Annotated in this window: 14 protein-coding genes; 10 read left to right on the top strand and 4 right to left on the bottom strand. The window is 38.0% G+C overall.

Annotation, left to right across the window (positions count from 1 at the left end; translation table 11 throughout):
• The first annotated feature begins 76 nt into the window (after positions 1 to 76).
• The 4 genes from HMPREF2961_RS07055 to HMPREF2961_RS07040 all read left to right on the top strand — a co-directional run bounded on the left by HMPREF2961_RS07055 (position 77) and on the right by HMPREF2961_RS07040 (position 5,728).
• Positions 77 to 1,030 (top strand): L-threonine 3-dehydrogenase, encoded by a 954-nt coding sequence (locus HMPREF2961_RS07055; protein WP_024636293.1) that lies wholly within the window; start codon positions 77 to 79, stop codon positions 1,028 to 1,030.
• Positions 1,031 to 1,093: 63 nt separating this feature from the next.
• A complete protein-coding gene (locus tag HMPREF2961_RS07050; protein WP_024636294.1) occupies positions 1,094 to 2,443 on the top strand; it encodes an APC family permease in 1,350 nt (449 codons plus the stop codon).
• 88 nt (positions 2,444 to 2,531) lie between these two features.
• The gene (gene pepV / locus HMPREF2961_RS07045; protein ID WP_070704413.1) at positions 2,532 to 3,950 is read left to right on the top strand and encodes a dipeptidase PepV; all 1,419 of its coding nucleotides are present in this window, start codon (positions 2,532 to 2,534) and stop codon (positions 3,948 to 3,950) included.
• Positions 3,951 to 4,186: 236 nt separating this feature from the next.
• Entirely contained in the window at positions 4,187 to 5,728 is a 1,542-nt protein-coding gene (locus HMPREF2961_RS07040; protein ID WP_070704410.1) for an AbgT family transporter, read from the top strand.
• Between the two features lie 39 nt (positions 5,729 to 5,767).
• On the opposite strand, the gene HMPREF2961_RS07035 is transcribed toward HMPREF2961_RS07040, so the two are convergent.
• Complete coding sequence (locus tag HMPREF2961_RS07035) at positions 5,768 to 6,091, bottom strand: hypothetical protein (RefSeq protein ID WP_002315076.1); 324 nt, start codon at positions 6,089 to 6,091, stop codon at positions 5,768 to 5,770.
• 128 nt (positions 6,092 to 6,219) lie between these two features.
• Here HMPREF2961_RS07035 and HMPREF2961_RS07030 point away from each other — a divergent pair, with 128 nt between their 5' ends.
• Positions 6,220 to 7,383 carry a VanZ family protein gene (locus HMPREF2961_RS07030; RefSeq protein ID WP_070704407.1) on the top strand — a complete coding sequence of 388 codons (1,164 nt, stop codon included), beginning with the start codon at positions 6,220 to 6,222 and terminating at the stop codon, positions 7,381 to 7,383.
• Positions 7,384 to 7,452: 69 nt separating this feature from the next.
• Positions 7,453 to 8,802, top strand: coding sequence for a DEAD/DEAH box helicase (locus tag HMPREF2961_RS07025; RefSeq protein WP_070704403.1), 1,350 nt, complete (start codon positions 7,453 to 7,455; stop codon positions 8,800 to 8,802).
• A gap of 44 nt (positions 8,803 to 8,846) precedes the next feature.
• On the opposite strand, the gene HMPREF2961_RS07020 is transcribed toward HMPREF2961_RS07025, so the two are convergent.
• Positions 8,847 to 9,278 carry a GNAT family N-acetyltransferase gene (locus tag HMPREF2961_RS07020; RefSeq protein ID WP_002315073.1) on the bottom strand — a complete coding sequence of 144 codons (432 nt, stop codon included), beginning with the start codon at positions 9,276 to 9,278 and terminating at the stop codon, positions 8,847 to 8,849.
• A gap of 390 nt (positions 9,279 to 9,668) precedes the next feature.
• On the opposite strand from HMPREF2961_RS07020, the gene alaS reads away from it, so the two are divergent.
• The 3 genes from alaS (at position 9,669) to HMPREF2961_RS07005 (ending at position 14,375) form a co-directional block, all read left to right on the top strand.
• Positions 9,669 to 12,311, top strand: a complete 2,643-nt coding sequence (gene alaS, locus HMPREF2961_RS07015; RefSeq protein ID WP_002315072.1) for an alanine--tRNA ligase — start codon at positions 9,669 to 9,671, stop codon at positions 12,309 to 12,311.
• A gap of 206 nt (positions 12,312 to 12,517) precedes the next feature.
• A complete protein-coding gene (locus HMPREF2961_RS07010) occupies positions 12,518 to 13,114 on the top strand; it encodes an ECF transporter S component (RefSeq protein ID WP_002315071.1) in 597 nt (198 codons plus the stop codon).
• A gap of 112 nt (positions 13,115 to 13,226) precedes the next feature.
• Positions 13,227 to 14,375, top strand: coding sequence for a cation diffusion facilitator family transporter (locus HMPREF2961_RS07005; protein WP_024636295.1), 1,149 nt, complete (start codon positions 13,227 to 13,229; stop codon positions 14,373 to 14,375).
• A gap of 46 nt (positions 14,376 to 14,421) precedes the next feature.
• Here the strand turns inward: HMPREF2961_RS07005 and HMPREF2961_RS07000 are convergent, their stop codons facing one another.
• Positions 14,422 to 14,826, bottom strand: a complete 405-nt coding sequence (locus HMPREF2961_RS07000; protein WP_002315069.1) for a ribonuclease HI family protein — start codon at positions 14,824 to 14,826, stop codon at positions 14,422 to 14,424.
• Positions 14,827 to 14,904: 78 nt separating this feature from the next.
• Between HMPREF2961_RS07000 and HMPREF2961_RS06995 the strand changes: the two genes are divergently transcribed.
• Positions 14,905 to 15,354, top strand: coding sequence for an EbsA family protein (locus tag HMPREF2961_RS06995; RefSeq protein WP_002315068.1), 450 nt, complete (start codon positions 14,905 to 14,907; stop codon positions 15,352 to 15,354).
• A 103-nt stretch (positions 15,355 to 15,457) separates the two neighbouring features.
• Here the strand turns inward: HMPREF2961_RS06995 and HMPREF2961_RS06990 are convergent, their stop codons facing one another.
• Positions 15,458 to 15,688, bottom strand: coding sequence for a cold-shock protein (locus tag HMPREF2961_RS06990; RefSeq protein ID WP_002315067.1), 231 nt, complete (start codon positions 15,686 to 15,688; stop codon positions 15,458 to 15,460).
• Positions 15,689 to 15,820 lie beyond the last annotated feature (132 nt).

Below are 15,820 nucleotides of genomic sequence, written 5' to 3'. Positions count from 1 at the left end.
AAATTAGAGAACATGTTCACGCATATATTGTTAATCATCTGAAGATAGTAGTAAAAAAAGATCAGGGAGGATCATCATGAAAAAAGTATTGGTGACAGGATGTTTAGGACAAATTGGTTCAGAGTTGATCACACGGCTACGTCAAGAACTAGGCAGTGAAAATGTCATTGCGACAGATATACGCATGCCTGAAGTCATTGGGAAGAACGATATCTTTGAGATCCTAGATGTAATGGATTACGAAAAAATGCGCAGCATAGCAGAACAATATCAAGTGGACACATTGATCCATTTGGCTGCTCTTTTGTCAGCTGTTGCGGAAGCAAAACCACAGTTAGCCTGGGATTTGAACATGACTGGGCTGGTCAATGCATTGGAAGTCGCTAGAGAATTCCAGCTGAAATTTTTTACGCCAAGTTCAATCGGCGCGTTTGGTCCAAATACTCCAAAAGATCATACCCCACAAGATACTCTTCAGCGCCCTACAACCATGTATGGGGTAACGAAGGTAGCTGGAGAACTACTATGTGATTATTATTATGTGAAATATGGCGTAGATACTCGTGGTGTCCGTTTCCCTGGATTGATTTCTTATGCGACCTTGCCGGGAGGCGGTACGACAGATTACGCAGTCGATATTTATTATTCAGCAATCAAAGAAGGAAAGTACACTAGTTTCATTGATCAAGGTACATCAATGGATATGATGTATATGCCAGATGCGATCGATGCCATTATAAAGCTCATGAACGCAGACCCTAATCGACTAGTTCATCGAAATGCCTTTAATATATCGGCAATGTCTTTTGAGGCTGAAGAAATCAAAGCATCTATTCAAAAAATCATACCAGATTTTAAAATGGATTACGATGTCGATCCTGTGCGTCAATCGATAGCAGAATCTTGGCCAAACTCACTAGATGTTTCTTGTGCGCAAGAGGAATGGGACTTTTTACCAAAATACGATTTAGATGCAATGACAAAGGATATGTTGGAAAAACTGAGAGAAAAATTAGCAGAGACGGTATAAAACAAGAACTATAGCCAAAAAGGTTTCTATACTTTTTGGCTATGGTATGGAAGGAGGTAAGTAATGGAAGAATATCAAGCCACGCCAGTAAAGGAAGTAAAAACGGAAAATGAATTGAAGCGTACGATGGTTTTTTTCACTGCTTTATCGACTGTTATGGGCACAGTGATCGGTGCAGGGGTGTTTTTCAAAGCCGCGAGCGTAGCAGAAGTAACAGGTACCGTCAGTTTGCATATGTTTTCCTGGTTTCTAGGTGGTGTGATTTCTGTTTGTGCAGGACTGACAGGAGCTGAATTGGCAGCGGCTATTCCTGAAACAGGCGGGATGATCAAATATATTGAACGGATTTATGGAAATACAGCAGCATTTTTACTTGGCTGGGCTCAAGTCGTGATTTATTTTCCAGCAAATGTAGCAGCCTTGTCGATCATTTTCGGTACACAGTTCGTCAATTTATTTGATCTTTCCCAGTCGATGATTGTTCCTGTAGCTGTTACAGCTGCTGTATCGATCATGTTGATCAATTTTTTAGGTTCTAAAGCTGGAGGAGCTTTTCAGTCGATTACGCTTGTCTGCAAACTCATTCCTTTGTTTGTGATCGTTATTTTCGGTTTATTCCGACAAGAAGGAGTAGACTTCCAACTGTTTCCGATCCAAGCAGGAGAAAACCTTTCATTTTTCTCTGCTTTGGGAGCTGGCTTACTAGCAACGATGTTCGCATACGACGGTTGGATACACGTAGGAAATATTTCGGGAGAATTGAAAAAGCCGGCGAAAGATTTGCCAAAAGCCGTTTCTTTAGGAATCATCGGAATCATGATCGTTTATTTATTAGTAAATGCGGTGTTCTTAAGAACCGCATCTATCGACGGAGTCGTAGGAAACAGCAATGCGGCAAGTGATGTTGCAAAAATGATTTTTGGCGGCTTTGGTGGAAGACTGGTCACAGTTGGTATCTTGATTTCTGTTTATGGAACTATCAATGGCTATACCCTTACTGGAATGCGTCTTCCTTATGTTATGGCAAAAGAAAACAACCTGCCTTTTAGCAAGCTTTTTGCTAAACTTCATGATAAAACTAAAGTTCCTGTAGCCGCAGGTATCTTAGAGCTAGTCATCGCTATTGGCATGATGATGGTCGGTGGTTTTGATACACTAACGGATATGCTGATCTTTGTCATTTGGATTTTTTATACGATGGTCTTTGTTGGTGTCATTCTTCTTCGTAAAAAAGAACCTGATCTGATTCGACCATATAAAGTTCCGATGTATCCGTTTATCCCATTAGTAGCAATCATTGGAGGAACCTTTATTGTATCAAGCACACTTATCACTCAAACTTTTTTAGCTTCGATGGGGATTGCATTGACACTTGCTGGTATCCCGTTTTACCTTTATTTGAAACGTAGATAGCAAAAAATGATTTGAAATTCATTGGAAACAAACTTTTGACCATAAATACCCGTTAAGAAATTAAGTCATTTCTACCAAGGAGGATCTTATGGAAATAAACTGGTTGCAAGAAGCACAAAAGAGAAAAGAGATGTTGCTAGAGGATTTAAGTGAATTGCTACGCATCAATAGTGTAAGGGATATCGAACATCAGACAGATGAATATCCGCTAGGCGCTGGTCCTGCTTTAGCATTGAAAAAAGTACTGTCATTTGGGGAAAGAGATGGCTTCAGAGTTAAAAACATTGATAATCTAGCCGGACATATAGAATATGGGGAAGAAACAGCAGAAGCACTTGGTATCTTAGGACATGTAGATGTCGTACCGCCAGGAGAAGGGTGGGCAACTGATCCGTTCGAACCAATCATCAAAGAAGGGAAATTGTTCGCAAGAGGTTCAAGTGATGACAAAGGTCCTTGTATTGCTGCCTATTATGGGATGAAAATTATCAAAGAACTGCAATTATCAACATCGAAAAAAATTCGATTCATTTTCGGAACAGATGAAGAGAGTGAGTGGATAGGTATCCATCGTTATATGGAAAAAGAAGAAATGCCAGCATTTGGATTTTCGCCAGATGCCAATTTCCCAATCATTAATGGTGAAAAAGGGATCTTATCTTTCGAGTTGAGTTTTACTTTGAAGGAAGAAAAGGCAGACAAAATGCAACTGAAAAGATTCTCTTCTGGTTTGCGTGCAAATATGGTACCAAGCGAGGCAATAGCCGTCTTGGAAATTCCTGATTTGGAAAAGTTATCTTCTTTAGAAGCTGGATATACAAAATATCTAGATGACAAAAAATTGAAAGGGACTTTTGAATATAAGGAAGGAGAAGCATCCTTCGTTCTGTATGGAAAAGCTGCACATGCCCAAGAACCAAAATTTGGTATCAATGCGGGAACTTATCTCGCCGACTTTTTGCATCAATATCCATTAGACAGCTCAGGATCTGCTTATCTTTCTGTCATTGCCAATTATCTGCATGAAGACTTTAATGGGCATCGGTTAATGGTCGATTATGAAGATGACGTGATGGGAAAAGTGACTTCAAGTGCTAATGTATTCATTTATCAGCAAGAAGGAGAGAAAAAGATCATTCTTAATATTCGTCATCCAAAAGGGATCACAAAAGAAAAAATTCAAGAATCCTTGCTAACTGTCCTTCAAAATGAATCAGTATCAATTTCGATAGTTGGAGACATCAAGACTCTGCATTATGTTTCAGGAGATGATCCATTCATCCAAACATTATTGTCTGTTTACGAAAAACATACTGGGGAAAAAGGTTACGAACAAACAATTGGTGGAGGTACGTATGGACGAATCTTTGAAAAAGGATGTGCGTACGGTAGTTTATTTCCTGGTAGAGAAAATGTAATGCATCAGCCAAATGAATATATGTACGTAGAAGATATTTTGAAAGCAACAGCTATTTACGCTGAAGCAATCTATCGTTTGGTTAAATAAACGTATTCATAGAAAAAACGTTCCCAATCAGTCGTAACTATTTTCACACTCGTAACGCTTGTATCCTTCAGTAAAAAAGAATATTCATGAAAGTTTGAAAGATTGCAGAGAATAAGACGGCAATTTCCTTGAAGTAAAGAAGATTCTAAAAATAAAAATGAACCAGATGAATGAAAAAAGATTCCATAGAAAAAGCTTGTTTTTCTTTCATCTGGTTTGAAAAAGGAGGAGAATAGATGCCAAAAGAAAAACATTCTAGATTAGATAAAGTGTTAGATACAGTAGAAAAACTAGGGAACAAGGTGCCCCATCCAGCTATTATATTCTTAATTTTGATCGTTATTGTAGGAGTACTGTCTCATATTTTTTATCTAATGGGTCAATACGTTACGTTTGATGCTATTAATGCTGAAACAGGAGCACTAGAGCTTACTACTACACATGTAAAAAGTTTGTTGAGTGGTGAAGGGATCCGTTTTATGTTGACTTCGATCGTCTCAAATCTGATGAGCTTTCAGGCTCTTGGAGTCACTTTAGTGGCGATGGCAGGCGTAGGATTTGCAGAAGAGGTTGGCTTAATCGGTGCGATGATTCGAAAGCTGGTAAAGGTAGTACCAAAATCTAGTCTGACAGCGGTACTAGTACTTCTTGGCGTAATGTCGAGTATTGCCTCTGATGCTGGGTATCTAGTATTGATTCCATTAGGTGCAGCAGTATTTTATAAAGTCGGGCGACATCCTTTAGCAGGTTTATCTGCTGCCTTTGCAGGTGTTTCAGGAGGATTTGGAGTCAACTTAGTTATTACGCCAGTGGATGGTATGCTTACCGAAATATTAAATGATGCAGTACATATCATTAATCCATCCTATTCTGTTGATTTAATGGCAATTTTTTATTTTTCGATTGCATCAACCATCTTAGTAGTGATTGTTTCCACTATCATTAACGAAAAACTCATTGAACCTCGCTTAGGAACATTCCAAGAAAAAGGAATGATTGCTAACGATGAGATTACCGATGAAACGAAAGGCTTACATTGGGCTTTTTGGGGATTTACAGTGGTACTGGCATTTATCCTGTTGATTACGATACCAAGTGGTGCCCCACTTCGCCATCCTGAAACTGATGAATTGATTGGTTCTACACCTTTTATGGATAGTTTAATCGCTTTGATCTTGATTTCATTTTTGATTCCAGGGATATGTTTTGGAAAGGCAGTTGGAAAAGTCAAATCGAGTTTGGATGTAGTAAATCCGATTATTAAAGTATTCAGCAACTTAGGTGGGATGATTTTCTTATTGTTAATCATTAGCCAATTCATTTCATATTTCAATTTTACTAATTTAGGTACTGTTTGGGCAGTCAATTCAGCCACGATTATTGAAGATATGAATTTGAGCAGCTTAGCCTTGTTACTTAGTTTCTTAGCACTAGCACTTATTCTTGATTTTATTTTAGTGGGAGCGATACCAAAATTTGCTATTTTAACCCCAATATTTGTTCCATTACTCTATCAGTTGGGAGTAGCTCCAGAAGCTGTTTTGGCTGCTTATCGAGTAGCTGATTCTCCTGTCAATATTATTACGCCACTGATGCCGTATTTTGCTTTGATCGTCACATTTGCCACGAAATATCAAAAGAAAACCGGTGTCGGAACGATTATTTCCATAATGCTGCCACATGCTGTAAGTCTAACTATCACATGGATCATTTTATTTATTCTCTATTATGTATTCCAACTACCGTTAGGACCAGGGATCGGTATGCATTTGAATTGAGAAAACAGGCAGAAATCGGGTTCAACCGATTTCTGCCTGTTATTTTGTTTTGCGTAAGAGAAATATTCGGCGTACACCGCGATAAATATTTAATAAAACTAAGCAACCAGAAATGAAAATGGGAAGCCAAATCAGATAGACAGGGTAGCCAATCATTTTAGACAAAGCATGTGGAGTCATTTTATCCATTTCAAAAAGCGCTTGCTGCCAAGTCTGAAGGTTGAAGACAAGCATGAAACCTGAAATAATCAGGAGAATAAATCCTAAATAATGAATCGTAGTTCTTTTTCTTACATAAGCAATTGTTGCATAAAGGAACAGTAAAAAAATAGGTACGCCAAAAACAAAGTACATATTCAGCATCTCAACACCCCCTTTGAGTTTATCTTACTTTACTTTGAAAGAAATGAGAAATAATAGCCTCGTTACTTGCTTGAAACAGCAAAGGACTGCTAAGATAAGGGAGATACAAAGAATCAAGGAGGAGTCACATGGCAAGTTATATCGAACCGATTCGTTTTGCGCTGATTGTTTTTCCATTTTTAGCCTTAGCGATTTCATCTGTTTTTTTTATTTATGACTATCGAAAGTATGGAACATTTCTAGTAACAAGGGCAGTTATTTTGTATTCCTTTATTTTCTATTTATTGTGTGCATACTTTCTGGTGATCTTACCACTTCCGGCAAAGGAGACGGTTGCCCAAATGACAGGGCCAAAGATGGAGCTGCATTTATTTGCTTCATGGCAACATTTCAGAGACAACACGGTATTGGTATTATCTGAACCTAGTACCTATCTGCCGGCGATGAAGCAGAGTGTGTTTTTGGAACCAGCTTTTAATGTTTTATTACTCATACCATTTGGCATTTATTTAAGATATTATTTCCGGCTTTCTTTTATGAAAACGATGATTGCTAGTTTCTGTCTATCACTATTTTTTGAGCTGACGCAGCTAAGTGGCCTTTATTTTATCTACCCAAGACCATACCGCTTATTTGATGTGAATGATTTAGTGACAAATACATTGGGTGGAATCATTGGTTTTGTCGTTACGCCGTTATTTACATTTATGCTTCCTACGAGAAGACGGATGGATGAACTTTCTTATGAAAAAGGAAAAACTGTCTCGTTGACACGACGTTTGGTCGCTTATTTGATCGACTGGACATTTTTATCTATTGTCAATTTTATCGCAGCGATTTTCTTTAAACTTGCGTTCGATTCAGGGACAGTTACTTCTCATATCTGGTGGCTTTTATTGGAAGTAGGGCTATACTTTATGATTGTACCGTTTATAACCAATGGATGGACACTTGGGAAAAAAATTGTACGCATCCGCTTGGTGGAGCAAGACCGCGAGCGAATTTCTTTGAAAGCATTGATTATCCGCTACGGGTATCTATATTTTCTTTTTTATGGTTTAAGCTGGTTGGGACAGTTGCTTCAGCAAATCATGAATTCGACAACGAATACGGTGTTGCAGATGAGTGCAGTATTCATTTCTCTCGGTGTCTTGTTACTGCAAGGTATTTTTATTTTAAATATCTTGCTATCATTTTTGAGAAAAAAACGGATTCTGTTTTATGAAAAAGCTAGTCACACATATACCGTTAGCACGATTGCTCAAACAAAGGATGATGATTCTCGAAATTAGCTGAGCAAAAATACTTTGTCTATGTTATAATGCCAAAGTCGTGATAATTTAAAGAGAAGAGGTGCACGAATGAATAATTTTGATATATCCCGCTTCAAGCCATTTATCAATGAAGCGTTAGCCGCAAAGGGCTTCAAACAGCCCACAGAGGTCCAGGAACGTTTGATTCCTTTAATTGCAAAAGGAAAAAATATCATTGGGCAATCTCAAACTGGTACAGGAAAAACACATACGTTTTTGTTGCCGTTGTTTGAAAAAATCAATGCAGATAAAGAGGAAGTACAAGTTGTTATTACAGCTCCAAGTAGAGAACTGGCTGCACAAATTTATGAAGCAGCTACACAAATCGCTAAATTTTCTACACCGGAGATCCGTGTTTCGAATTTTGTCGGGGGGACAGACAAACAGCGTCAGTTAAACCGTCTGCACCATCAGCAGCCACAGGTCGTAGTAGGCACGCCAGGTAGAATATTAGACATGATGAATGAACAAGCGTTGAAGATTCACACAGCATTTGCATTTGTTGTTGATGAAGCGGATATGACATTGGATATGGGTTTTTTAAATGAAGTAGACCAAATTGCAAGTCGGTTACCAGAAAAATTGCAGTTCTTAGTCTTTTCTGCCACTATTCCAGAAAAACTGCGTCCATTCTTGCGAAAATATATGGAGAATCCAATCATTGAAGAAATCAAGCCGAAAGCAGTTATTTCTGAAGATATCGAAAATTGGCTGATCTCAACAAAAGGTAAAGATGAGAATCAAATGATTTATCAACTGCTGACGATTGGTCATCCTTATTTAGCAATCGTATTTGCCAATACAAAACAGCATGTGGATGAAATTGCTGATTATTTGAAAAACCAAGGATTGAAAGTAGCAAAGATTCACGGGGACATCACACCAAGAGAGAGAAAACGAGTGATGCGACAAGTACAGAATCTGGAGTATCAATATGTTGTAGCGACTGATTTAGCTGCTAGAGGAATCGATATAGAAGGCGTTTCTCATGTTATCAATGCAGAAATCCCGGAAGATCTGGACTTCTTTATCCATCGTGTCGGACGTACTGGACGTAATGGATTAAAAGGAACGGCCATTACGTTGTATTCACCAAACGATGAACAAGCCATTGATGCAATCGAGAAATTAGGCGTCTCATTTGAACCGAAAGAAATCAAAAATGGTGAAATCGTTAAAACATATGATCGTAATAGACGTACCAAACGAGAAAAATCAAAGGATGTATTAGACCCAACACTGATTGGACTTGTGAAGAAGAAAAAGAAAAAGATCAAGCCTGGTTATAAGAAAAAAATCGATTGGGCAATTGCAGAAAAAAATAAAAAAGCACGTAAAATCGAACGCAGACAGCAAAGTCGTACTGCTCGTAAAAATAAGAAAAATTCGCATAAATAAAAAACAAGAGGTTGTGACAAAAGGCGTGTCACAATCTCTTGTTTTTAAGCTAGACTTTTTTCCATTCCGATACAAAGTACTTCATCTTCAATAAAAGGTTCTGTGCAAGTATGATACCCTTGTTTTTCATAAAAATCTACAGCCGTCATTTCAGCTACTACATAACTAGTCTGACAACCTTCTGACATCGCCTGTTTTTCTGCAGCTTCAAGCAACTGACCGCCTAACCCTTTTCCTCGGTATTCTTTTGCTACGCAAAAGCGTTCTGGCTTGAAGCAAGTAGGTGTTTTCTTTTCATAACGCAATGTGGCTACTGGTCTTTTTTGTTCAAGAAATAGATAATAGTTTTGTTGCGGGATATCTTTTCCGTCGAATTCTAGTTCTGCAGGAATCCCTTGTTCTAATACAAAAACTTGATATCTCAAAAAGCAGCTAGCTGCGCGGATCCATTCATCTGCGCCAACTATTTTTTTCATTATATTCCTCCTCATCATGAATAACTGAGATGTATTGATTTCTTTATCCTTATCGTACCAAAAAATATGGGATATGACCAAAAGGAAATAAAAATAGGCAATTGAGATATTGACAGTGATTGACAGAATGCGTATACTTATTAAAGTACGAAAAGGACATGATTTGTTTTTTTAAGACTCACAGAAAATTCTTTCTTGGCTGAAAAAAGAATAGTCACTAATCAAATTGCTCCCTTTTTCTATTTTGGTAGAAATACCGACGCAGCTCAGCGTTATCGAGTTTAAGAGGTAATGATTACACATCATTGCAATCAAGGTGGTACCGCGAGTTTTCGTCCTTGGCTGTAATGGTGTTTTTTTGTATTTAATTTATAGAAAGCAGGTAATGACATGAAACAATTAAGTAGTGCACAAGTTCGACAAATGTTTCTTGATTTCTTCCAGTCTAAAGGACATACAATTGAACCTAGTGCGTCTTTGATCCCCGTGAACGATCCAACCTTATTATGGATCAACTCTGGTGTTGCAACATTGAAAAAATATTTTGATGGTTCAGTTGTACCAGAAAACCCAAGAATCACAAATGCCCAAAAGTCTATTCGAACAAATGATATCGAAAATGTCGGTAAAACAGCACGTCACCATACGATGTTTGAGATGCTGGGTAATTTTTCTATTGGTGACTATTTCAAAAATGAAGCCATCCACTGGGCATGGGAATTTTTGACTGATCCAAAATGGATGGCATTCGATCCAGAAAAACTTTATGTAACAGTTTATCCAAAAGATACAGAAGCAAAACGCATCTGGCATGAAGAAGTCGGTCTGCCGCTAGATCACATTATCGATGTAGAAGACAACTTCTGGGATATCGGAGCAGGCCCATGTGGACCAGATACGGAAATTTTCTATGATCGAGGAGAAGCTTATAACGATTTAGCAGAAGATGATCCTGAAAACTATCCAGGAGGAGAAAATGAACGTTATTTAGAAATCTGGAACTTGGTATTTTCAGAATTCAACCATAAACCTGATAATACATTTGAACCACTTCCTCATAAAAACATTGATACGGGCATGGGATTGGAACGTATGGTCTCAATCGTTCAAGATGCGCCAACGAACTTTGAGACAGATTTGTTTATGCCTATTATCCACGCTGTAGAAAAGCTAAGCAAACAAGTAAAATATGGTGAAAACCCAGTAACAGATATTTCTTACAAAGTAATCGCAGATCATATTCGCGCCCTTTCATTTGCTATTGGCGATGGTGCATTACCATCGAATGAAGGAAGAGGGTATGTCTTACGCCGTTTGCTTCGTCGTGCGGTCATGCATGGGAAAAAATTAGGTATTGAACAAGCATTCTTATATCGTTTAGTCCCTGTCGTTGGAGAGATCATGGTAAGTTATTATCCTGAAGTACTTCAACAAAAAGAATTTATTGAAAAAGTTATCCGTACAGAAGAAGAACGTTTCAATGAAACAATCAATGAAGGTTTGGAAATCTTGAATCAAGTGATCCAAGAAGTGAAAAACGAAAACGGTACGACTCTAGCAGGAAAAGACATCTTCAAACTATACGACACATATGGCTTCCCAGTAGAATTAACGGAAGAAGTGGCAGAAGATGAAGGACTGAAAGTTGATCATGCTGGTTTTGAAAAAGAAATGGACGCACAACGTGAACGTGCTCGCTCTGCCCGTAGTACAGAAAAATCAATGGGTGTACAATCTGCTTTATTGACAGATATCAAAGTAGAAAGTAAATTCATCGGATACACGGAGCAAGAATCAGATAGTCAATTATTGGTCATCGTAAAAGGCGAATCTCTTCTGAACGAAATCGCAGAAGGTGAAGCTCAAATGATCTTTGACCAAACACCTTTTTATGCAGAAATGGGTGGCCAAGTAGCAGACCAAGGTTGGATCATGGATGAAGCAGGAGAAATCGTTGCAGTTGTTACAGATGTTCAAAAAGCGCCTAATGGTCAATTTATGCACACAGTAGAAGTAAAAGCACCAATGAGCGAAGGACAAACCTATCATCTATTGATCGATCAATCAATGCGCAATCGTATCATCAAAAACCATACAGCAACCCATCTACTGCACAAAGCATTGAAAGAAGTACTTGGCGAGCATGCAAATCAAGCTGGTTCTTTAGTTGCTCCTGGACATTTACGATTCGACTTTACCCACTTTGGTCAAATCACTTCAGATGAATTAGCTGAAATGGAAAGAATCGTCAACGAAAAAATCTGGGAAGCTATCCCAGTTGAAACAATTGAAACAGATATCGATACAGCCAAAAATATGGGTGCAATGGCTTTGTTTGGTGAAAAATACGGACATGATGTTCGCGTAGTAAATATTGGCGGTTGGTCAATCGAACTGTGCGGAGGCACACATGTAGCAAACACAGAAAACATCGGAATCTTCAAAATCGTTTCTGAATCAGGAATTGGTGCAGGCGTGCGACGAATCGAGGCTGTAACAAGCAAAGAAGCGTACGAACTACTTGAAGAAGAAGAAAAACAACTAAAACAAGTAGCAGCAATTGTTAAATCACCTCAATTGAAGGAAGTTGTTTCAAAAGCGGAACAATTGCAACAGCAAGTAAGAGAGCTACAAAAGGAAAATGAACAATTAGCTAGCAAGTTAGCGAATCAACAAGCCGGTGATGTATTCAAGGATCCAGAAACGATCAGTGGAAAAACAATCATTGCAGCACAAGTAAAAGTGAAAGACATGAATCAGCTGCGTCAATTAGCTGACCAATGGAAACAAAAAAATATTTCAGACATTCTTGTTTTAGCAAACGAACAAGAAGGAAAAGTCAGTCTGCTAGCGGCAATGACGAAAGAATCAAATGAAGCTGGACTAAAAGCTGGCGACTTGATTAAAGCAATCGCACCAAAAGTAGGCGGTGGCGGTGGTGGACGTCCAGATATGGCACAAGCTGGTGGGAAAAACCCTGCTGGTATTCCAGATGCACTTAAAGCTGCGAAAGAATGGCTTGCGCAACAATAGACCGTTTATGTTTGATAGAAAAAAACAACTGTTCAATCATTGAACGAAACACGATCATGGGGGCGAAGACAAATAGTCTTGCCCTCATACTTTTTTCGATGGGATAGAAGAGCGCGTCTAATCAATTGGTCGATTTCGGATGGTCTTTAGTTGACGAAAGTGACAGAAATTTTTACGATTAGTATAAATAAAAAGGGGTGAAAACAATGAATAGCAGAAATAAAACCTTTCGACTAGTCTTACGTGCTATCTTATTAGCAATCATCATCGTACAAGCTATGGTACCTTGGCTTGGCTTTATTCCATTAGGGTTCATCAGTTTAACGATTATTCATATTACAGTAATTATTGCCGCAGTAGTATTGGGTCCAAAAGATGGTATGGTAATTGGCCTGTTTTGGGGAATTGCTACAATTGTCCGTGCCTACGCCATGCCGACAACGCCATTTGATACATTGGTATTCACGAACCCGATTATTTCGGTAGTTCCCAGAGTACTTGTTGGCTTAGTAGCTGGTTTGGTTTTCCACTGGATTTATCAAAAAAATAAATCAATAACAATCAGCTCGATCTTTGCAGGAGTATTAGGTTCGTTGGTCAATACAGTCTTAGTGTTAGGATTCATGGGATTATTTTATACAGGTGCAACGGCAGATGCCTATGGTGTAGATTCTGCTCTTTTATTTAAAACCTTAGCAGGAGTTGCAGCAATCAATGGGATACCCGAAGCAATAGGAGCGGGAATCATAACACCATTACTAGCAAAAGCGTTATTTGCAGCAACACCATTAAAACCAGAATAATGGCCATCTTTGAATGAATAATAGGACGCATGATAGATAGAAAAAGGAAGAGAGGAATTGTCCTCTCCATCTTTTTACCTGAGCAACAAGCAAACTAGAAGGGGTAAAAAACTTGGTTAAGAAACAAGAAGAAAAAAAGAAACAAATACCGCAACAGCGGACAAAAAAAGGAGTATTAGCTGGCATATTAGGATTGGTTACGAATCTGATCTTGTTTGTCTCTAAGCTAATGATTGGACTTTTTTCAGGGAGTGTCTCCATTATGGCTGATGCAGTGAATAGTCTATCAGACACTGCTTCATCCATATTGACTTTGATTGGATTTAAAATTGCTGCAAAGCCAGCGGATCAGGAACATCCTTATGGACATGAACGTTTCGAATATATCAGTGGGTTATTTGTTTCAATCATCATTACTTATGTAGGATTTCAATTTTTAGAGTCATCCGTTGAAAAAATCATCCATCCAGAAAATGTCTCTTTAGCACCCATCGTCTTTTTTGCCCTAATCATTTCCATCTTTTTGAAATTTGCACAAGGAAAAATGTACCAGGTTATTGCACGATCCATTGATTCTGAAACATTGAGAGCTACAGCAACAGATAGTTATAATGATGTCTTTACTACACTGGCTGTATTGCTTTCAGCAGCAATCGAATGGGTAACTGGATGGCGTATCGATGGATATATCGGTTTTGCTTTAGCATTATATATCCTTTATAGTGGATTGACGATGCTTCGGAATTTTGTATATGAGCTATTAGGTAGTCGCCCAACGTCAGCAGAGATTGAAGAAATGGAAGAGCACTTGAATGCTTGCAACGATATACTTGGCTATCATGATTTGTTGGTGCATAACTATGGGCCCAATAAACGCTTTGCATCAGTTCACATCGAAGTAAATGAATCAATGAACTTGAATGAAGCACATAAGATTATTGACTTGATAGAAAAAGACTTTAAAAAGTCTTTGGATGTGGAACTCGTCTGTCACTTGGACCCAATGCCTGTTGATAACGAAAAATACTATAATATCTTGCATCAATTAAAGCAAATCCTTCTTGAAACAGGTAGAGGGCTCGATATACATGATTTTAGAGTCATCCATCAAGGGAAAACGCTGCAGTTTGATGTAGTTGTTCCTGAAAAATTCCAATGTGATGATACAGAACTCGAAAGAATTTTACGTATTCAAATAGAAGAGAAAATCGGAGATTATCATTTGGAAATCACGTTTGATCACAATTATCTTTTGTATTAAAGATAAGATACTAAAAAGACTCTTTAAAGTTTTTTCTTCAAAGAGTCTATCTTTCTTTTAATTGTTTTTGTAGGGCTTGTCGTGCGAGGTTATCTGCCCCTTTGTTTTTGTTTTCGGGCAACCATTGTAGGATCAACAAGGAAAAGTCGGGCAGAAGTTCTTTGATTTTTTGGAGATAGGGAAGGAAAAGCTCGTTTTTCGTTGTGTTTTTATCGACTGTAGAAACCAGTGTTTTGCTGTCTGAAAAACAGAAAATCGTTTCATTCTGTAAATCTTTATTCTTTAGAAATTCTAAAGTTTTTAAAAAGACTTCGAACTCTGCTTGATGGTTTGTCCCTACGGAAAGGGGAATAGATAGCTGTTCTTGTTTACCTTGATAGACAATCAAGATCCCTCCCCCGCTAGGTCCAGGGTTGCCTTTTGTAGAGGCATCAATGTATACTTTTAACATAAAAAGAGATTCTCCTTTTTGTTCAAATTAATGTTATGGTAAGATTATATCATTACTGAATCGGTGAGAGGTTAGAGAATGAAAAAAAATATTCGATGGCAGCCTGAACTGGCACATACGATCATCTATTGGTCATTGACCTTGATCATTCTGTTTTTTAGTCTGATTCTTTCTTTAGAAAACACGGGTCCTTATTGGAAAAGCAATGTTGTTTTAGGTGTTTTTCTTGTTTTTCTATTTCTAGGATGGCGGCGTTCTTTTATTTTAAAATCCAACTCGGTCATCATACGCTATGCTGCTTTTTGGAAAGATCGGGAAATAACTGTCGGTCAGATTCGGTCTTTGACACCGACTAATACAGGAGTACAAATGACATTGCAAAATGAGAAAGCCCCATCTGTTTTTATGATGCGAAAAAAAGATCAAGTGGTTCTTTTTGATCATCTTGAAAAAAACGGGCCTAAAGTAGAACCATCTTCTCAACAGAAAAGAAATAATATCCCATATACGAAAAATAGAAAAAGTTAATTTTAAAAAATAGGCCCTGAAGAAATGAATCTTTGTAGGAAAAGAAAAGAGTGAGACGTACGGATCAACCCGTTAAGCGTCTCACTCTATTTGATTATCTAAATCAATGTATACTGGATTCGGAAGTCTGAACACTGCCTTTCTTGACATGGGCAGCTTGTGTTCCTCGATTCCCCTCGATGATCTCAAATTCGACCACTTGATTTTCTTCCAAAGTTTTGAATCCCTCTTCTTCAATCGCAGTAAAATGTACAAAAATTTCTTCTGTGTCATCATAACTGATAAAGCCGTATCCTTTTTTGTTGTCAAACCATTTTACAATTCCTGTGGTCAAAGCACTCACGACCTTTCTAAAGTCTGATCATAGCCTTCATTATAAAGAGTATTTATAAGTACGTCAAATAAATTAAAAACCTGTAATTTAATGTTTTTTTTCTGAATAAAAAAAGGTATAATTGGCATATCT

Origin of the sequence: Enterococcus sp. HMSC076E04, assembly GCF_001814285.1 — a bacterium.
Taxonomy (GTDB): domain Bacteria; phylum Bacillota; class Bacilli; order Lactobacillales; family Enterococcaceae; genus Enterococcus_B; species Enterococcus_B lactis.
The sequence above is the reverse complement of the archived record's forward strand: the minus strand, read 5'-3'. Positions and strand labels throughout refer to the sequence as shown.

Excerpts from the sequence above, each read along its gene's own strand:
- HMPREF2961_RS07055 (WP_024636293.1), top strand. The coding sequence starts at position 77 with ATGAAAAAAGTATTGGTGACAGGATGTTTAGGACAAATTGGTTCAGAG.
- HMPREF2961_RS07050 (WP_024636294.1), top strand. The coding sequence starts at position 1,094 with ATGGAAGAATATCAAGCCACGCCAGTAAAGGAAGTAAAAACGGAAAAT.
- pepV (WP_070704413.1), top strand. The coding sequence starts at position 2,532 with ATGGAAATAAACTGGTTGCAAGAAGCACAAAAGAGAAAAGAGATGTTG.
- HMPREF2961_RS07040 (WP_070704410.1), top strand. The coding sequence starts at position 4,187 with ATGCCAAAAGAAAAACATTCTAGATTAGATAAAGTGTTAGATACAGTA.
- HMPREF2961_RS07035 (WP_002315076.1), bottom strand. The coding sequence starts at position 6,091 with ATGCTGAATATGTACTTTGTTTTTGGCGTACCTATTTTTTTACTGTTC.
- HMPREF2961_RS07030 (WP_070704407.1), top strand. The coding sequence starts at position 6,220 with ATGGCAAGTTATATCGAACCGATTCGTTTTGCGCTGATTGTTTTTCCA.
- HMPREF2961_RS07025 (WP_070704403.1), top strand. The coding sequence starts at position 7,453 with ATGAATAATTTTGATATATCCCGCTTCAAGCCATTTATCAATGAAGCG.
- HMPREF2961_RS07020 (WP_002315073.1), bottom strand. The coding sequence starts at position 9,278 with ATGAAAAAAATAGTTGGCGCAGATGAATGGATCCGCGCAGCTAGCTGC.
- alaS (WP_002315072.1), top strand. The coding sequence starts at position 9,669 with ATGAAACAATTAAGTAGTGCACAAGTTCGACAAATGTTTCTTGATTTC.
- HMPREF2961_RS07010 (WP_002315071.1), top strand. The coding sequence starts at position 12,518 with ATGAATAGCAGAAATAAAACCTTTCGACTAGTCTTACGTGCTATCTTA.
- HMPREF2961_RS07000 (WP_002315069.1), bottom strand. The coding sequence starts at position 14,826 with ATGTTAAAAGTATACATTGATGCCTCTACAAAAGGCAACCCTGGACCT.
- HMPREF2961_RS06995 (WP_002315068.1), top strand. The coding sequence starts at position 14,905 with ATGAAAAAAAATATTCGATGGCAGCCTGAACTGGCACATACGATCATC.